General features: G+C 57.0%; 17 protein-coding genes and 1 pseudogene. 4 read left to right on the top strand and 14 right to left on the bottom strand.

All coding sequences use genetic code 11. The annotated features are described in order from the left end of the window. Positions 1-159: 159 nt before the first annotated feature. From K290_RS36545 to K290_RS0127705, 3 genes are all read right to left on the bottom strand, one after another. Positions 160-663, bottom strand: a complete 504-nt coding sequence (locus K290_RS36545; protein ID WP_004112810.1) for a GNAT family N-acetyltransferase — start codon at positions 661-663, stop codon at positions 160-162. Between the two features lie 201 nt (positions 664-864). Continuing rightward, entirely contained in the window at positions 865-1,533 is a 669-nt protein-coding gene (locus K290_RS0127710) for an HAD-IA family hydrolase (protein WP_004112813.1), read from the bottom strand. Positions 1,534-1,611: 78 nt separating this feature from the next. Then, the gene (locus tag K290_RS0127705; protein ID WP_004112816.1) at positions 1,612-2,898 is read right to left on the bottom strand and encodes a DegT/DnrJ/EryC1/StrS family aminotransferase; all 1,287 of its coding nucleotides are present in this window, start codon (positions 2,896-2,898) and stop codon (positions 1,612-1,614) included. A 544-nt stretch (positions 2,899-3,442) separates the two neighbouring features. Here K290_RS0127705 and K290_RS0127700 point away from each other — a divergent pair. After that, positions 3,443-4,567: an ROK family protein gene (locus K290_RS0127700; protein ID WP_240535390.1), complete on the top strand. Its 1,125-nt coding sequence runs from the start codon at positions 3,443-3,445 to the stop codon at positions 4,565-4,567. Between the two features lie 235 nt (positions 4,568-4,802). Here the strand turns inward: K290_RS0127700 and K290_RS38500 are convergent. Beyond that, positions 4,803-5,098 (bottom strand): annotated as a pseudogene (locus tag K290_RS38500) (hypothetical protein). Between the two features lie 393 nt (positions 5,099-5,491). On the opposite strand from K290_RS38500, the gene K290_RS0127695 reads away from it, so the two are divergent. The 3 genes from K290_RS0127695 to K290_RS0127680 all read left to right on the top strand — a co-directional run bounded on the left by K290_RS0127695 (position 5,492) and on the right by K290_RS0127680 (position 7,278). Beyond that, a complete protein-coding gene (locus K290_RS0127695) occupies positions 5,492-5,929 on the top strand; it encodes a hypothetical protein (RefSeq protein ID WP_004112820.1) in 438 nt (145 codons plus the stop codon). 142 nt (positions 5,930-6,071) lie between these two features. Continuing rightward, entirely contained in the window at positions 6,072-6,665 is a 594-nt protein-coding gene (locus tag K290_RS0127685) for a hypothetical protein (protein ID WP_004112823.1), read from the top strand. Next, positions 6,643-7,278 (top strand): hypothetical protein, encoded by a 636-nt coding sequence (locus tag K290_RS0127680; protein ID WP_244441506.1) that lies wholly within the window; start codon positions 6,643-6,645, stop codon positions 7,276-7,278. The genes K290_RS0127685 and K290_RS0127680 overlap by 23 nt, the downstream gene beginning before the upstream one ends. 146 nt (positions 7,279-7,424) lie before the next feature. On the opposite strand, the gene hypE is transcribed toward K290_RS0127680, so the two are convergent. The 10 genes from hypE to hypC all read right to left on the bottom strand — a co-directional run bounded on the left by hypE (position 7,425) and on the right by hypC (position 16,192). Continuing rightward, positions 7,425-8,471: a hydrogenase expression/formation protein HypE gene (gene hypE / locus K290_RS0127675; RefSeq protein ID WP_004112828.1), complete on the bottom strand. Its 1,047-nt coding sequence runs from the start codon at positions 8,469-8,471 to the stop codon at positions 7,425-7,427. Continuing rightward, entirely contained in the window at positions 8,468-9,625 is a 1,158-nt protein-coding gene (gene hypD / locus K290_RS0127670; protein WP_004112837.1) for a hydrogenase formation protein HypD, read from the bottom strand. Before hypD ends, hypE begins: the two co-directional genes overlap by 4 nt. After that, entirely contained in the window at positions 9,622-9,849 is a 228-nt protein-coding gene (locus K290_RS0127665) for a HypC/HybG/HupF family hydrogenase formation chaperone (protein WP_004112840.1), read from the bottom strand. The genes hypD and K290_RS0127665 overlap by 4 nt, the downstream gene beginning before the upstream one ends. Continuing rightward, positions 9,840-12,113 carry a carbamoyltransferase HypF gene (gene hypF / locus K290_RS0127660; RefSeq protein ID WP_004112843.1) on the bottom strand — a complete coding sequence of 758 codons (2,274 nt, stop codon included), beginning with the start codon at positions 12,111-12,113 and terminating at the stop codon, positions 9,840-9,842. Before hypF ends, K290_RS0127665 begins: the two co-directional genes overlap by 10 nt. A gap of 2 nt (positions 12,114-12,115) precedes the next feature. Continuing rightward, entirely contained in the window at positions 12,116-12,985 is an 870-nt protein-coding gene (gene hypB / locus K290_RS0127655) for a hydrogenase nickel incorporation protein HypB (RefSeq protein ID WP_004112846.1), read from the bottom strand. Next, positions 12,985-13,326 (bottom strand): hydrogenase maturation nickel metallochaperone HypA, encoded by a 342-nt coding sequence (gene hypA, locus K290_RS0127650; RefSeq protein WP_004112848.1) that lies wholly within the window; start codon positions 13,324-13,326, stop codon positions 12,985-12,987. Before hypA ends, hypB begins: the two co-directional genes overlap by 1 nt. Further along, the gene (locus K290_RS0127645) at positions 13,319-14,173 is read right to left on the bottom strand and encodes a hydrogenase assembly protein HupF (protein WP_245276690.1); all 855 of its coding nucleotides are present in this window, start codon (positions 14,171-14,173) and stop codon (positions 13,319-13,321) included. The genes hypA and K290_RS0127645 overlap by 8 nt, the downstream gene beginning before the upstream one ends. A gap of 251 nt (positions 14,174-14,424) precedes the next feature. Beyond that, the gene (locus K290_RS0127640) at positions 14,425-14,859 is read right to left on the bottom strand and encodes a hypothetical protein (RefSeq protein WP_028754846.1); all 435 of its coding nucleotides are present in this window, start codon (positions 14,857-14,859) and stop codon (positions 14,425-14,427) included. After that, entirely contained in the window at positions 14,856-15,551 is a 696-nt protein-coding gene (locus K290_RS0127635; protein WP_004112855.1) for a hydrogenase expression/formation protein, read from the bottom strand. The genes K290_RS0127640 and K290_RS0127635 overlap by 4 nt, the downstream gene beginning before the upstream one ends. Positions 15,552-15,877: 326 nt before the next feature. Further along, positions 15,878-16,192, bottom strand: coding sequence for a HypC/HybG/HupF family hydrogenase formation chaperone (gene hypC, locus K290_RS0127630; RefSeq protein WP_004112857.1), 315 nt, complete (start codon positions 16,190-16,192; stop codon positions 15,878-15,880). Positions 16,193-16,267 lie beyond the last annotated feature (75 nt).

Here is a 16,267-nt window from a genome sequence, read left to right as displayed (position 1 = left end):
TAGATGACAGTCTGGCTGAGGTCACGCCTTCCATGATCTGATGGTCCGAAACACGATTCATGGCAGTCTACGATATGTTCACACGGTCAGATCAGTTGGAGTCCCGGAGGAGGTTTGAGTACACGCAGACCAACACAGGCGCCCCTTGGCCCGTCTGACCTAGGCCGTACTTGCGACCAGCAACATCTTTGTCATTAAAGTCGCATCACCATAAGGTGTCTGTACGTGGTCCATTTCCGACCAGCCATTCTTTGTATAGAGGAGCTTTGCGCTCTCCGTGGTAAGATAAAGCCTTTCGTAGCCGAGGCGCAAAGCTTCGTGTTCCAGCCTCTTAACCAGCAATGAAGCTGTACCCTTATTGCGATGAAATGGATGGACGTACAGCGACTTTAGCCAGGGCGAAAGATCAGGCCTTCCTTTAAAATCACAATTGGAAAGGCTGATCATCCCTGTGGGTCTGCTGTCTTCGCTAGCAACCAAAGTTAGCGGCATAGAACTTCTTGAGGAGGCTTGGAACTCACGCTGTGTCTGCTCGAATGAGCCATTGGCCTGACAACCCCATTGCCCAAAGGACCAGCTTGCACAAACCGGAACCAGATCGCGACAATTCTCCAGATACTCAATCACTATTGGAGCTTGAATGTGTATTTGCTTTTCAGCCATCGTCTCTTCCTATTTGCCGAGTGTCGGGTTGCTTTAGATTGAAGCTCTTCCTAAAGAGCATTGCAGCGGGATAATCTGACGCTGATCAGTAGCCGCGGACAAAAGGGGTCCTCACCTGGGTAACCCTCCAACGCAAACGCATTTGCGCGTTTGGTTCGCTCGCTACGGCTCCAGCCTGCCTGGCACACCATCGCCCAACCATCAACTTGATAGAATTTCTGGCAAAGCCGCCATCTGGCTGAATGTTCTCATGGCGCCGGCTTCCAGCAATTTTTCAGCATGTCCAAGAGGACAATGAGAACCACCGACGAAACCAATTACCCGCATTTTAGCCGCCACAGCCGCCTGGACCCCGGCAACGCTATCTTCGATGACCAAGCAATTATCCGCCGACGTGTTCATTCTCTCAGACGCAAATAGAAAAAGATCCGGGGCGGGCTTGCCACGTGAGACTTGGGAAGCACTGAATACATTCGGCGAAAAATAATCGTAGAGGTCTGTTAGCTTGAGCGCGAAATGCAGTTCCTTCAGATTGCTGCTCGATGCCACGCAACGCGCCACATCAATGGCATCCAGAACTTCGTTGACGCCTGAGATGGCTTTGAGATCGCTGGCATACCGTCTACCAATTTCTGCCATAGCATATTCATGATGCCCCGCCGGCAAGCGCAAGCCAGACTCAGCTTCGATGGTTGAATAGGTTTGCCGATCAGTCATGCCTGTGAAGCGACGATTGTAAGTCTCCGCAGCTATATTATATCCGTGCGCTGCCAACACTTCGATATGAACCGCTGTCGCAATGATTTCGCTGTCGATTAGGACTCCATCACAATCGAAAATCAGAAGTTTTGGCGTTTTGTACGAGGTCATGGGATCACTCCGTTGTCGCTGGAAAACGGCGTTGCAAGAGAGCAAGCGCGAAGGTGACTTTGCTTGGATTCAGCTTGTTCAGACGGTTGTCATGATATCGGAAATCTTTGGGCCAAACTTGGAAAGAGCCGTCCAGACCCGATGAAATGCTTCTGCGTAAAGTTCCATTACCCCGGCTTCGTTGGGTGGCGCGATTTCCGATACGCAAAACATGGTATCTAAAAGTTTTACCGTGTTTGGAAAATCGGCGGCTTTCCAATCCTTGGCAATATTCGGCAGATATTCGAACACTGGCTTCCTGAGCCAGATCAAAACGGGCACGCCCTCCGCCTGCAGCAGTTTGACGATGGTATCCCTTGCCGTCGGACCCGGACCAAAACCGAGAGCTTCCGGCTCGATGCGAAGTGGGAAGCTGAGCATGGACTGATTGCAGTCAGATGGGTCGAAGAGGGGAAATATACCGGAGAGATCTCGGATCATTTCCCATAGAATTTTCCCATTATTCCTTCGAATCTGAAGTTGTGTCTCGAGGTTGCTCAATCGCATTTTTGCTATGGAGGAGGAGAAGACGTTCGGACGGTAGTTATATCCTGCTGAAGACGGCGAAAAAGTCCGATCTCCGTTTCGAGATGAACTCGTCAGTGAAACGCAGTCCACATGTTCAATTAGATCTTTGTCCTCCGTAATCACGAATCCGAGCTCGCCGGCTCCAAGATGCTTGGCGCCGTTGCCAGACAAAGCGAGGGCGTCTGTATCAATGTATGCCCCATTTGCGATCGCTTTTATGGCGCCGATCGATTGGCAGACGTCATCAATCACGGCAATCCCTTCGGCGCGCGCGGCAGATCTTGCATCAGGAACACGAATGTTATTCCCGAAGAGATGGGTAATGAGAACCGCTCCGACACCGGGTCCGAATCGGTCGGCTGCCGCGTCTTGATCGATCCCGGCGAGGTTCATGTCGACATCAACGAAATCGGGCTGAAGGCCACTAATCGCAATTGGCCCCACCGCGCCCGGCCAATTTAGCGCCGCAGTCACCACCTGCTCGCCTCGACCTTTAAAATAATCAAGCTCGATATGGATTGCCGCCGTACCACTGCCGACGGCGCGCACCTTCCACTTCCCCGTCCAAGTAGCGAGATCCTGCTCCAAATCGGCCACGATAGGGTGATTGACCCGATGATACTTTCCACTGTCTACAACTTCGCGGAGTGCATCCAAATGCTCCGTCTGTGTGGCTGGCCAAGGCGTGATCCGCCCGGAAGGAACGGTGGGCTCCCCACCAAGGAGAGCGAGATCCCTTTCTCGCTGGTGCCCTCCGGACTCACAGAGGTCCAGATTATTGCTGGCAAATTCGTTCATTTATTCCTCCGGCGATTGGTTACGTCGATGTCTGTCGATTTGCTGAAGAGTTCTAATGTTTTAGGAGGTCAGATCAACAGTAGTTCTGAAATATATTTAAAAGTATATTTTGCGTTTGTGGGACTTTCTGTTGTAGTGCTCCGGTTTTTGGAAATTTTAATCCCGAATATAAATATATACTCGAAGGATAATTCTTCGTTTTCGAAATGAACATTCAAACGGCGGTGGAGAAAAGCAGGTGTGTGATGATTGCTATATCGGTTCGGGGGTTCGGGAGCGTTCGGCAACGACTGCAGGCACTCAGGCGGGAGTGGCGTAAAGACGATCGAGTTTCCACAACAAGAGAAAGTCGGATCAGACGGAGTCCATGATAAAAAGAACGGAAAAACCATCAATTGCGTGTGCGAGCAACGCGAACACTCACGAAGGATCTGGCAAGCGCCTCATCAGGCCGGCCGAGGGGGACCAGAGCGACAGTAAAGGATTTAGGCCAGCTCATCCCCTAATCGCCGCGCGGACGCTAGGGATTGCAAATCGAGGACGCTTGCTGCAGGCCCTTTACGATATGGGTCCGTCCAGCAGGGTCGAGCTTGCGCGCGTCACCGGTGCCAGCCGCGCAACCATCGGCGGCATAGTCCAACCACTGATCAATCAGAGTATTCTTGAAGAAGGCGACCTGGTACCCCCCGATCGGTCCGGCGGAAAACCCGCTACAAAGCTGTGGTTCTCGAAAGGGGCCAAGCCGATCTGCGCAGTTCGGCTGATGCACGACCGTGTCCACACATGCTTGGTCTCTCTGGAGGGCGAGCTCTATGCTCAACACGAGGTGGATTTGGCGAAAGATCTGACAGATGCTGCCGATGCATTTCAGATCGTCAGTGCCTGCATTGAGAAGTCAGTCGCATCTGCCGACCAAGAGGTTCTAGGCATCGGCATGGCAGTTGCAGGAGAGCTCAACCCGCAAACGGGCTCGATCGCGGCTATGGATTTCGCGCCGTACCTTCATGGCTTTCCGATAAAAGCGGAGTTAGCAAAGCGTTTCGGGGTTCCGGCTTGCGTCGACCAAGATGCCAGAGCCTTGCTGGTTGGCGACCGTTGGTTCGGGCAAGGACGTGGACAGAGAAATTTTGCGGTCGTTTACATCGGTCAGTCGTTGGGCGCGGCCCTCTATGTCGATGGACATCCTTATAGGGCCGCCGGGGGTAAACACTGCCAGATCGGCCATACCATCGTGCAACTCAATGGCCAAATGTGCAGATGCGGACGACGCGGATGTTGGGAAACGATCGCGACACTGCCATGGCTGAGAGGCGAAGCAAGGGCCAGGGGCCTGCCGCAGGCTGGCTTGTTGGATGCGAGCCGCTTGGTGTGGCTCGCCGAAACTGGCGCTAAAGGGGCAAAAGAACTGCTTGAAGACTACGCGTCCAATATTTCTGTCGGGTTAGTGAACCTTCAACAGCTGATGGCACCCAGCTGCATCACTTTGCATGGCGACATCGTGCATGGCGGAAAATTGATGTTAGATCTTATTCGAAAGAGCGTCAGGCAACTGATGTTCAATCCCGGAGATAACGAGATCGCCCTTGCCCTCGGCGATCGTGAAGATGTCGCCGGCCTGCGCGGCGCGGCGGGTCTCGTCGTCTGCGAATTGCTGAATTTCATAATCTAAGCAGAGAACGGCCCCAGTCCTTAGAGACCGCATCTGGTCAAATCCTTTGCAATCATCCACATTTCAAATGAAAACCGCCATCTTTCTCGAAAACCGAATTGCAACAAATTGCTGGTGGATTTGGGGGTTCCTGGGCAGCTGAAGCTGTTGGCGCATGGAGTTGCGTACTGGATGTGCTCGATCCAGCCAAGGAACTGCACAGACCCTGCAATCCCAGTCTGGTGCGGACTGAGGCTTAAGAAAAAAACGACACGAGAACGGACAACCAGATCAATGCGACGCCCAGCAACAGCGCTCGCCTGGCGGCTACGATCTTTTCCTGGCCTTCCTCCGCGACAGGGGTCGTTACGATCCAAGGAACTGAGCCAAGCGCCGCAAAACCGATTAGCGCCAAGACACGACGATCAAATCGGACCGATGCCAGCCGCCTGGCTCATACACTCCCCAATAGCCAAGGAACGCCATTCCGACAGCGAACATGGTGGCGGAGGCAGAGCAAAGTCCGGGAACAGAACCTGATGGTGCACGCATTTCGTATCCTCTTTGTCGGTCAAACCAAGGGCCAATTTCCATGACGGTGCAAACGGGCTTTGCACATATCTGTCAAGAATCGGGTGCCAGCTGAAGCATCGATCTATTGCAAATGATTTAGGAAAATCCGAACATTGAATGACGTGAGCGATCGCAGAAGCTGGTAGGGGGAGCTCCCTTTCCTGGCAGATGTGGTCGCTAACTCGTCGTTCGACAGACGGTTCGACCTCGCAAGCTCTGCATTTTTTCATTGCCAAAGTCCGCAGGCCAGCCGCTCGCCTTTAGGCACGAGTTTTGAGAGGTGCTGTCCAAAAAGTAGGCCACAAAATCACCAATGTTGACTCTGTCTTTCACTCAGCCGAAAAGAACTCCTGCCGACAGAGGGAGATACTCATGGCTGACGAGAATAATACTGGCACAAGCACTGAGATGGCAGACACGAATATACCGGTAAAAACGCCGGCGCCTAAAAAACAGCGCGCTCCGCGACGCCCGAAAGCAACTGCCGAGGCAGCGGGTACTACGCAGGTTGGGAAACCCGCGAAGGCGCCGCGAGGTCGCAGGAAGCGTAGCGACCAAGCCGCAGACACAAAGTCCCAGCCTGTCGAAATGCAGGTGGCCGACATCTCCGTCAAGGAACCCATAAAGGACACTGCAGCCAAGAGGCCGGCACAGCAGTCCGTGCAAAAAGGTACGACGGCCATTTCGGCAAGGGACGAGATGGCGGATCTTCTTCAGCTGGAAGAAGAGAATAAGAGGCTGCGTAACCTCTTGGCAGAGAAATTGCGTGCCGAAAATGCCGATCTGCGCAAGCGGCTCGGGCTAGATTGATCGCCGATCAACAGCGGGATGGTGGCGAAATCGACCTGAGCTATCCTTCTCGGCAGAAGATGCGTTCGCCGGGCTCGCCTTCCGAGCCCGGTGTCAAGCTGCGGCGCCACTATGGATACGGACTGGTCGAGGTTGAGGCACTATGAAATTACCCTGGAAATTCCTTGCTCGATTAACGTCGCGGCGACAGTCCGCACCCGAAAGTTCGATTGGGCATGGTGTCGATACCGACGCAAGCCAAAGCAAAACTCAAGACGTACCGCAGCTTGCGCTAAACCCACCAGAGCCCTCCAGTAGCTCCGAGCCCGATGAAAGCCGATCTATTGAGATCATAAGGACTGATTCAAAAGAATTCGAAGGTGAGGTCGAAATTGAAGGTGCGGCACCGGTTGAAGGTGACGAGGTTCAAGAACTGTCGCCTCCGGAGGTCGGGCAGCCGAGCGCTGAAGCTTCCGCGGTGCCGCTTGAAAGCAATACGCGCAGTCGGGTCCCTGGCATACCGCGGACGAAAAAGCCGGCACATGCGAAAGGAGTTCACATTGACGTCACTGCGCAGAGCACAGCTGTCTCAAGCAATGCTCAAGATGAGACATCCTCATCGTCTGAGGACGGCTTTTTCGAAGAGGTGACAAACCTGGACGAGGAAATCACGCAACTGAGGGTTAAATTGGCTCAAAAGCTGCTTTTGCAGAATGATCAGCTTAAAAAGATGCTTGAGCGATTTGACCGATCGTAATCCTCCTTACGATCTCAAAGATGGGACATACATGAAAACACAGCAGCGAAAATTCGTTGTCGAGCTCAAATCGGCCCGGCGCAGATCAACGATCCAGCCAGCTTCTATCTGGGGTGATACCGACCTCAAGACGCTGGCGCGCGAGGCGGAGGCAGACGCACCACATCTCTTCGAGCCTGACACCGTCTCAGATGTTCCGAAGCGAGAAAGCGAGCTGTGGTCGGATCCAATACCAGAGACTCATCTCAACGACGAGGTTGAAACCGGCGATGATAAACGGATTGCGGCGTCCTCTCTCGAAACCGAACAAACGTGCCCGTCTCAGAAGGACGATGGGGCGATCTTCGCCTCTGTTTCACAACCGAAAGAGGGCTCTTCCAGCCGGTCTCGAAAGAACATAAAGCGTCGACGTGAAGCGAATATCGATAATGCCGACGAAATGACAAGCGGCCAATCAAACGCCAGCCACGACGATATCTCAGGCGAGGAGCTAATCGCACTTGAAGAAGAGAATCGACGGCTTAAGGCTTTGCTGATGAAATATCTTCGTCAAGAAAATATGCAGATTCGACAGATGCTCGCGCGATTCAGCGATCAGCGCGAGATCTTGTGAACCAATCATGTTTGTGTGCCCGCACTTAGATCTCTTCATGGCCACAGGAGGGAGTGCGTATGGAAAGTACGCATTAAAGCTGCTCACCAAGCTCGTTGCTGGCTCCGGGCACGCCGTCTTGCGTGAAGCGATATGCACAGCCGTGCTCAGCAGATCCGCGGCAACTGTTCGCCCCATAGCCAATCGACAATGCGACTGCCACCAAACGACGTCGCCATCTGGACGAAGCAATGGTCGTCATCCTCGGCATGGCCGATCAATGCGGCCTGCGCACCCAACGGATGCGCGCGCATGACGGCGAGCAGCGCATTCGCAAACTCTGGCGCCACCAATACGACGAGCTTGCCCTCGTTGGCGACGTTGAGCGGGTCGAGGCCGAGCAATTCGCAGGCCGCGGCTACTTCCGGTTTGATCGGAATGGTCTCCTCGTCGATGCGGAGGCCGACATTTGAGGCATTGGCGATTTCGTTGAGTGTCGCCGCAAGTCCACCGCGCGTTGGATCTCGCATCAGCCTGATTGACGATCCGGCGACCTCGACCATTGCCGCTACTAACCCGTGCAGCGCAGCGCAATCCGATATGATGTCCGTATCGAAATCCAGGTTCTCGCGCTTCGACATCACGGCGACGCCGTGATCGCCTATCGAACCAGAGATGATGACCGCATCGCCTGGCCGCGCGGCATCGGAGCGTAGGTCGAGACCGGCTCGAATCATGCCGATGCCGGAGGTGGATATGAACACGCCGTCGGCTTTGCCGCGCTCAACCACTTTCGTATCGCCAGTGATGATTGGCACACCTGCCGCGCGGGAGGCCGCTCCCATGGCGTCGGCAATTCGATTAAGATCTGCGAGCGGAAACCCCTCTTCAATAATGAAACCTGCCGAAAGATAGAGCGGGCATGCGCCGGCCATGGCAATGTCGTTAATCGTCCCATGCACCGCAAGCGAGCCAATATTGCCCCCCGGAAAGAACAGCGGCGAGACAACATAGCTGTCGGTGGTCATCACCATGCACCCTGCCGGAACCGCAAATGCCGACTGATCGTTGCCAGCCCGGAGCCAGTCATTGTCGAAGGCCCTGTGGAAAATGCCCTTGACCAACTGGTCCGTGGCGCACCCCCCCGCCCCATGCGAGAGATCGATGCGTCCGTTCCTGAGGTCGAGCCGCGACCTTTTGGCTTTCGTGGTCATGCGATCGTCCTGCTGCTTTCGTCCGCCTTTCCCTGCCTGCCGAAACGGCCGTAGAGCCAATACGCGGCGCAGGCGCCTTCCGACGACACCATGCAGGAACCCATCGGCGAATCGGGCGTGCAAACCTTACCAAACAGCTTACAGTCGGACGGCTTCTTCACACCGCGCAGGATGGCGCCGCATTCGCAGGCCGGATTGTCTTTTGCCGCCGGCGTCACGACGTCGAAACGTTTCTCGGCATCGTATTTGGCATATCCAGGCCTGAGGCCAAGCCCACTTTGGGGAATCGCGCCCAGTCCCCGCCATTCGAAGCTTTCCCGCAATTCGAAGACATTGGCGATCTCGCGCCTCGCCTTCTCGTTGCCAAGGGTGGTCACGGCTCGGATATACTGGTTCTCGACTTTATGGACGCCCTCATTGACCTGGCGGACGAGCATCAGGATTGAATAGATGACATCGAGCGGCTCGAAGCCTGCCACCACGATCGGCTTGTTATATTCTTCGGCAAGGACTTCAAATGGCTGCGTACCAATGACGGTGCTGACATGTGCAGGGCCGAGCAATCCGTCGATCTTGATAGTGCCGAGCGTGCGAGCATCGGAGTTTTCAAGGATAGTCTGGATCGCAGCCGGTGTTAGCACGTGGTTTGAGAAGATCGAAAAGTTTGCGAGGTCCTTAGCGATCGCGAACCGCAGCGACAGCGCCGTCGGCGGCGTCGTGGTCTCGAAACCGATGGCAAAGAAGACGACTTGCCTGTTCGGTTCGGCTTCGGAGATGTTTAGCGAATCGAGTGTCGAATAGACCATGCGAATATCGGCGCCGGTCGCCCTGGCCTTGAGCAGACTCGAGCCGTTTGAGGATGGTACACGCATCAAGTCACCATAGGTGCAAAGTGTGATTTCTGGGCACATGGCAAGCGCGATCGCTGCGTCGATGCGGCCGATCGGCAGCACACAGACTGGACATCCCGGTCCATGAATCATCTGCACATTGGACGGCAGCAGGTCTTCAAGGCCATAGCGCGAAATTGCATGGGTATGGCCGCCGCAGAATTCCATGAAATGATAGCTGCGCGCCGGATCTACCGCCGCTGCGATTTGGCGAGCAATATCTTTGGCGAGCTTGGCATCGCGGTATTCGTCTATATATTTCACGCCGGACCTCCCAGGGCAGCTTCGCGGATCAAGGCAAGCGTCCTTTCTGCTTCTTCAGTTTCGATCTTTGCAAGCGCGTAGCCGACGTGGAGGATGAGATAGTCACCGGGCGTCACATCCTCCACGAGTGCAATCGATATGACCTTTAAGACGCCGTCCAGCGTTACCTTGGCCATATTGTCTGGCAGCAATTCCACCACCTGGACCGGTAGGGCTAGGCACATGTCCGGTGCTCCCAGTTCTGGGCGCAGTCGTGTTTGATGACGTGCCGTGCAAAGGCGGCCTGACCGAGCGCTATACCCCCGTCATTGGGCGGGATCTGGTGCGGCAGGTAGGGCTCGAGGCCATGGTCGCGCAAGGCGCTGGAAAGACCTTCGGCCAGAATGCGGTTTGTGATGCAGCCGCCGCCGAGCATGATCGCTCGCGTGCCAGCCTGCGATGCACCAAGGGAAGCCCAATCGGCGAGGCCGCTGATCAGCGTGCCGTGGAATAGGTCTGCGGCCTTTCGGCGGCCAAGCTGCCGCTCCGCCAGATGGATGATGAGGGGTCGGAAATCAAGCAGGCCATCGGCGAGACTGTAGCCCCCGGCAAGACATTGGGGATCATCGACGAGTGCTTCGAGTTCCATTGCTGCCTGCCCCTCGTAGCTCTGGACGAGGCGGACGCCCGCTATCGCAGCCACTGCATCGAATAGCCGCCCCAAGCTGGACGTATCGGCTGATTGCAAGCCGCGGGAAAACATCGCATCAAGTTGCGCGACACCAGGATGTCCGGGCCAAAGCGTGGCCGCAAGGTCGCGCCGGCCGGCGGCCTGAAGAGCGGCAATTCCCATGCGCCAGGGCTCCCGCGCGACCCGGCCGGCGCCTGGCGCCGGCAAGGGCAGAAGCGAAGAGAGCCGTCGCCAGCGAGGACCGTTGACGACCAGCATTTCGCCTCCCCAACTACTGCCATCGACGCCATAGCCGTGGCCGTCGAGTGCAAGCCCGAGGACCGGCCCGCCGGCATGATGTTCCGCCGCCACGGCCGCGACATGGGCGAGGTGATGTTGCACCGGCAGAAGCGGCAAATCCAAATGTTCCGCGATCCGCGCTGAACGAAAATCCGGATGCAGATCGCAGGCAGCAAATTCGGGCCTGACATCAAGGATAGAGCAGAGATGCTCGAGGGCTTCCCGCTGGAATCTGATCGCTTTGACATTGTCGAGACCGCCGATGTGCTGCGACAGGAACGCTTCCCGGCCCCGTGTCACGCAGATCGCGTTTTTGAAGTCCGCGCCGGTGGCAATCACGCATGGGCCGTCCTCGCCAAGATCGACCGGCTCCGGGACAAAACCCCGGGCGCGCCTCAGAAAGCTCGGCGCGCCGTCAATTACCTGCATGACGGAATCGTCAGCGCGAATGGCAATGTCACGGTCATGTGTGACGATCAGGTCGGCAACCCCGGGAAGCCGATGCATGGCATCGTCATTATCTGATACGAGCGGTTCACCCTCCGGATTGGCGCTGGTCGCAATCAGAGCGGCGGGAGCGCCGGCCGCTTCTGCTGCAAACGCGGCAAACAACAGGTGGTGCACCGGCGCATGGGCGAGCAGCAGGCCGATCCGACTGAGGCCGGGAGCGATGAGCTTGGAAAGGTGATCACGCGCCTCGATAAGGACGATCGGGGCGGCGGTCGAGGCGAGCAAATCCTCTTGCGCCCGCGAGGGCCTGGCAAGTATTCGGGCTGTCTCAATGTCCGGCACCATGATCGCGAACGGCTTCTCGTCGCGCATTTTGCGTCGTCGGAGACGATCAATCGCCGTATCATTGCGTGCGTCGCAGAAGAGCTGGAAGCCGCCGACGCCCTTGATCGCAATGATCTGGCCATTCATGAGCCGCGCGGAGACCTCCGCGATAGGATGGCTAAGCTGTGGGCCGCAAGCCGGGCAGGCGAGGGGCTCACTATGGAACCGCCGGCTTTCGGGGTTGGCATAGTCTGCGCCGCAGGCGCTGCACATCGGGAACGCAGCCATCGAGGTCCGGCCGCGATCATAGGGGAGCGCACGGGTGATGGTGAAGCGCGGGCCACAATGAGTGCAGTTGACAAAAGGATAACCGAAAAAGCGGTTGTCCGGATCATTCAGTTCGTGCCGGCATTCGACGCAGGTGGCAGCGTCGGCGCCAATGCGCGTGGCGCCACGGCCGCCGACGCTTTCGAGGATTTCGAACGTTTCGTCGCCGGCCGGCTCCAGTTCCAGCTTATCGACGGTATCGACGCGGGCAAGCGGCGGCGCCTCCTTCCAGACGCGTTCCGCAAAGCAGTCGACAGCGGTGCCCTCGACCTCGATCAGCACGCCGGCGCTGTCGTTGAGCACGAAGCCGGTAAGCTGCATCATTCTCGCAAGCCTATAGACGAACGGCCGGAATCCCACCCCTTGCACGGCACCGCGCACACGCACTCGCAACCGCCGGACACGATCTTCCGCCATGGATGCCAAGGTGCTCACCATCGTCAGACTACCTGCGAAGCTTTCGCGATCCGGGCCGCCTCAGCCTCCAGCCAGAAATAGAACGCTTCCATGCCGTCGCCGCTGCGCGCAGAAACCGTGAGAGTGCGAAGGCGTGGATTGACGCGCAGCGCATTAGCGATGCAGCGCCCGACATCGAAGTCGAGATGCGGTAGCAGGTCGGACTTGTTGAGAATCATCAGGTCGGCGGCCGCGAACATGTCGGGATATTTGAGCGGCTTGTCCTCGCCCTCGGTAACCGAAAGCACCACGACCTTATGGGCCTCGCCGAGATCGAAAGCGGAGGGACAGACAAGATTGCCGACATTTTCGATGAACAAGACTGAACCGGGCTCGGGCGCCAGGTCCTCGACCGCGTGGCCGACCATGTGGGCGTCGAGGTGACAGCCCTTGCCGGTGTTGATCTGGATTGCGGAAACACCGGTCTTGCGGATGCGTGCGGCATCGTTGGAGGTCTCCTGGTCGCCTTCAATCACGCTGATCGACATTCGGTCCTTGAGGTCGTGAATGGCGCGCACCAGAAAGCTGGTCTTTCCCGACCCGGGGCTTGAAACGAAATTCAGCGCAAAGATGCTGTCACGAACGAACCGAGCCCGGTTTTCGGCAGCATAGGCATTGTTTTTGGACAGGATGTCCTTTTCGATCTGGACGATGCGCTCCGGGTTCATGCCCGGGACATGCACGCCGGCAATCCGTTGATGATGTTGGAGCGCACCGTGTTCCGCGTAGTGACGATCATGAGGATGTCCATGATCGTGCAGGTGACCGCGATGATGATCATGGTCGCCTTGCGCGCCTGTCTTGCTCTTGCCATCTTCCAATGTTGCCATCTCGCAGCCGCATACCGTGCACATCAGATCACCTCCATGTCCTTGATCCTCAATTCATCGCCCGCCGTCGCCTGCACCTGATACCGCCCACAATCCGGGCAGGCGCCAAATCGCTCATCGAGGGGCACCGTCTTCCCACAATCGAGGCACCAGCCCTCGCCGGCGATGCGGTTGATTTCGAGTGCGGCATGTTCGGCAATCGTCCCACGCCGCACAGCTTCGTAGCAGAACAGGAGCGAATCCGGATTGATATGGCTCAAGACACCGACATCGAGGCGGATCGATTTGACTGCGCTCGCACCATTTAGCTGCGCCATCTCGCAGACGATGGCGATCACACTCTCCATCAACGACATTTCATGCATGCGCGGCATCGCGAACGTTAAGCTTGAACTCGACGCAGGGATCGAACAGAGCCGCGAGGCGATAAACTGACCGGGCTGCTGATTCATGAGCACCGATCCGCGATGACAGTAGGGTTTTGACAAATGGACCGGCCGGATGAAAATTCCATTCGGTCGGGGCCAGTATCCGGTAGGCGCAAAGTTTCCCGTTCGCGTCGATCTCGGCCTGATGATAAAGTCTGCCACGCCCACATTCCACCACGCCAAAGCCGCCGTCGCCGGGCACCGAACCACCGGCCATCAGTTCGGAAGGATCATTCTGGCCCTTGGCAAGATGCGCGAGTTGCTTCAAGCAAAGGCCAACGTCGCCTATGCGTGCCATGAAGCGTTGCCTAAGGTGCGGATCGTCTGGCCTGCTGGTGTCGCAATGCCGGGCATAAGCACCGGTTTCGACGACCCGACCGGCAAGATGCGGCAAGGCGCAGTAGTGCGCATCTTTGCAAAGATGGGCAATAACTTCGGCATCATCGGCGGCACTCAGCGGATCAGGGCGCCGGCCTGAAAAAGTTCGGTCGTCCTTGATATCTCGAAAAATCGCCGCGCAAGCCGTGCCATCCGGCGACAATCCGTCGTCTTTCGAGATGCCGAGCCCCTCTGCTGCATCGGCAAGCCGCCGCGCGTTGGCAGCCAGGGCACTATGGTTCACTTTTTTCTCTCGCGATTGGCCGATGATTGCCTGCGACGCGGCCAGGGCGCCGCGCAGATATTGGCCCGCGTCAGCCACCAGACGTAACGATATTGATGAGGGCCAGTGCAAAATCAGCGCCCTCAAAGTTTCGAATATCCGTTCGGCAAGCAATCCGGCCACCGCCGCGAGCTGCTCCTCGATGGGCATCGGTAGGCCGGCTGCATTCAGGATGGCAAGGCGCGCCGCCACCGATTGCGAATAGCCACAGAGCGAAAAAACCCATCCGACAAGCATGGGCGCCTCTTCCGGTCGATGGCCAATGAACATGCGTGCCAATTCTTGCGGGCGGTTGACCCTCACGTCCACGAAACAGGCAAGCGCTTGCGACACCGTCACATCGATCCGGATCGAGCCGGCGCTAAGGAGATAGGTCATGCAACAAGCTCCCGAAGCGCTCGGAAAACCCTCCAACGCAGATCACGGCGCATGGGGCTGGCGGTTGGATGGGATGGCGGCGCGAGCGCAACGATGTTGAAAAATGCGCGCATCGCCTTCAACACCGTCCCCATCGTTTCAAACTCAAAGGCCATGAAAAACAGCAAGCAGGAATCAAAACCGCCAGTCGTCTCGGATTTTTGCCGGCGATGAATTCGATCACGCCTGCCCGCACATTCCGAGTCGTGCCTACAGCAGCCAAAATCATGAACCGTGGCGTCGCGACGATGCGGTCGTTCGCCCGCCGAATGCCAGCAAGCTCGTTTCCGAAGCGCCTTTCGCGGGCGCATAGACGTCCAGCATGTGCCGCCTTTCACCCTATCCTTATCCGAAACGGTCACATGCGTGACGAGATTCTCGAAGCTGATCATTTGAAATAAGCCTCCTCGACATCACGCAGGCGCGCGGCGGAGTCGCGGAAATCCTCTTCAGTCGCGAGGGCGAGGGATGGGATGTCGACGATTTGCAGCATGTCGAGGACGATCTCATCCATGTTGTCGTAAAACTGTACGGACCAAACGTTTCGGGCCCCTGCTGCCGTCACGCGACAGGTGCGGTAGCCGCGTGATGTCAGTTGTACGGGACCGGCTCCGAGCGTGACCTGCAGGAAATTCACATCCTCGATGCTCATCGGAAACAACGACAAAATGATAGCGTGCGCAGGATCGCCATCCCGGTACTGGACAATGCGGTCACCGATCTCGGTCAGCACCGGCATGACGTTCATAGCGCCAGGCGGCGCAGGTCCATGTGAGACCAAGGCCGGCAGCGCCGTGCAGGCCCTCCGCACCGTCATAGGAATCGGGCCGACCTCGATATATTCCGCAATGAGGTCGCCGGCGGGGTCGGTAAAGCGCATATGCCAGACGCCGGCCATAACCGCTTCCTTGAACTGCGCCAGGACCCCGGAGGGCAGCGCCGCTACCCCGCAAACCTCGCCCTTGCCGAGCGTCTGCGTGACCAATTTCTTGTCATCGTCGTCGAATTCGAAAATGTCGAATAGCTGCCCCGGCTGGCCGGCTTTTTGCACCGCAAGCGTTGCAGCAATGTCGGATATGAGCATTGCGGCTCGGCAGCTTCGGCCGTTTAGGGAGCCAACTGGGTAGGCTGGCATTGTCTGCTCCAAATCAGCGTGTAATTCATTCTCGCACTTGGGATCTGCAAGCGGCGTACCAGTTGCTGAGAAAGATGGGTCGTATTGATCTGAAGGAAAATTCCGGTCGCGGTCTTATGCGGATGCGCACACGCGGCCCCGATGCTGAGGCAGCGCGTTACGCTTCGCAATATTCAGCAATCCGCCCGCAGCCAGCAGGATCGATCTCGTCCGTCTCCGGCTGCCCTTGGACAGTCCACATGAACATGTGGCCGACAAGGAAGAGGAGATTGCGTTCAGTTGAGAAATACGAACTGCCAGTTTTCCCGCAAATGCAACGGTAATTCCGGCTCGCGGGAGATAAGATCGGCAAATAGCGTTTCGAATGACCGTCCTTCGACCGCTTCAGCAAGACCGGCCAACGCATCGTCGATCTTGTGTGCTTCGTCGGCATCGAGCACCCGGATCGCAGATCCTAGATGAGTAAGAACGTACGTCCCAACCGGTTGCGGGCCGACCAGCACCATCGAAATCGCAAAAACCGATCCGTGGCGCTCGCACTCCGCTGTAAATTCGCCACCAGTCACCTGCATCGGAATTCCTATGCACACAATCAGCCCCTCGATCTGCCTGGGTTCATGATATTGGGAACCGGAAGGGTTCTCGCGCGGGTCCTTGGGTTTTGG

The organism is Rhizobium leucaenae USDA 9039, assembly GCF_000426285.1.
Taxonomy (GTDB): Bacteria; Pseudomonadota; Alphaproteobacteria; order Rhizobiales; family Rhizobiaceae; genus Rhizobium; species Rhizobium leucaenae.
Note: the sequence above shows the minus strand (reverse complement) of the source record. Positions and strands in the feature narration are given on the sequence as shown.

Coding starts and splice junctions, on each gene's coding strand:
- K290_RS36545 (WP_004112810.1), bottom strand. CDS start 663: ATGGCTGAAAAGCAAATACACATTCAAGCTCCAATAGTGATTGAGTAT.
- hypB (WP_004112846.1), bottom strand. CDS start 12,985: ATGTGCACGGTATGCGGCTGCGAGATGGCAACATTGGAAGATGGCAAG.
- hypE (WP_004112828.1), bottom strand. CDS start 8,471: ATGACCACGAAAGCCAAAAGGTCGCGGCTCGACCTCAGGAACGGACGC.
- hypA (WP_004112848.1), bottom strand. CDS start 13,326: ATGCATGAAATGTCGTTGATGGAGAGTGTGATCGCCATCGTCTGCGAG.
- K290_RS0127710 (WP_004112813.1), bottom strand. CDS start 1,533: ATGACCTCGTACAAAACGCCAAAACTTCTGATTTTCGATTGTGATGGA.
- K290_RS0127705 (WP_004112816.1), bottom strand. CDS start 2,898: ATGAACGAATTTGCCAGCAATAATCTGGACCTCTGTGAGTCCGGAGGG.
- K290_RS0127685 (WP_004112823.1), top strand. CDS start 6,072: ATGAAATTACCCTGGAAATTCCTTGCTCGATTAACGTCGCGGCGACAG.
- K290_RS0127635 (WP_004112855.1), bottom strand. CDS start 15,551: ATGCTCATATCCGACATTGCTGCAACGCTTGCGGTGCAAAAAGCCGGC.
- K290_RS0127665 (WP_004112840.1), bottom strand. CDS start 9,849: ATGTGCCTAGCCCTACCGGTCCAGGTGGTGGAATTGCTGCCAGACAAT.
- K290_RS0127640 (WP_028754846.1), bottom strand. CDS start 14,859: ATGATCAGCTTCGAGAATCTCGTCACGCATGTGACCGTTTCGGATAAG.
- hypF (WP_004112843.1), bottom strand. CDS start 12,113: ATGGTGAGCACCTTGGCATCCATGGCGGAAGATCGTGTCCGGCGGTTG.
- K290_RS0127695 (WP_004112820.1), top strand. CDS start 5,492: ATGGCTGACGAGAATAATACTGGCACAAGCACTGAGATGGCAGACACG.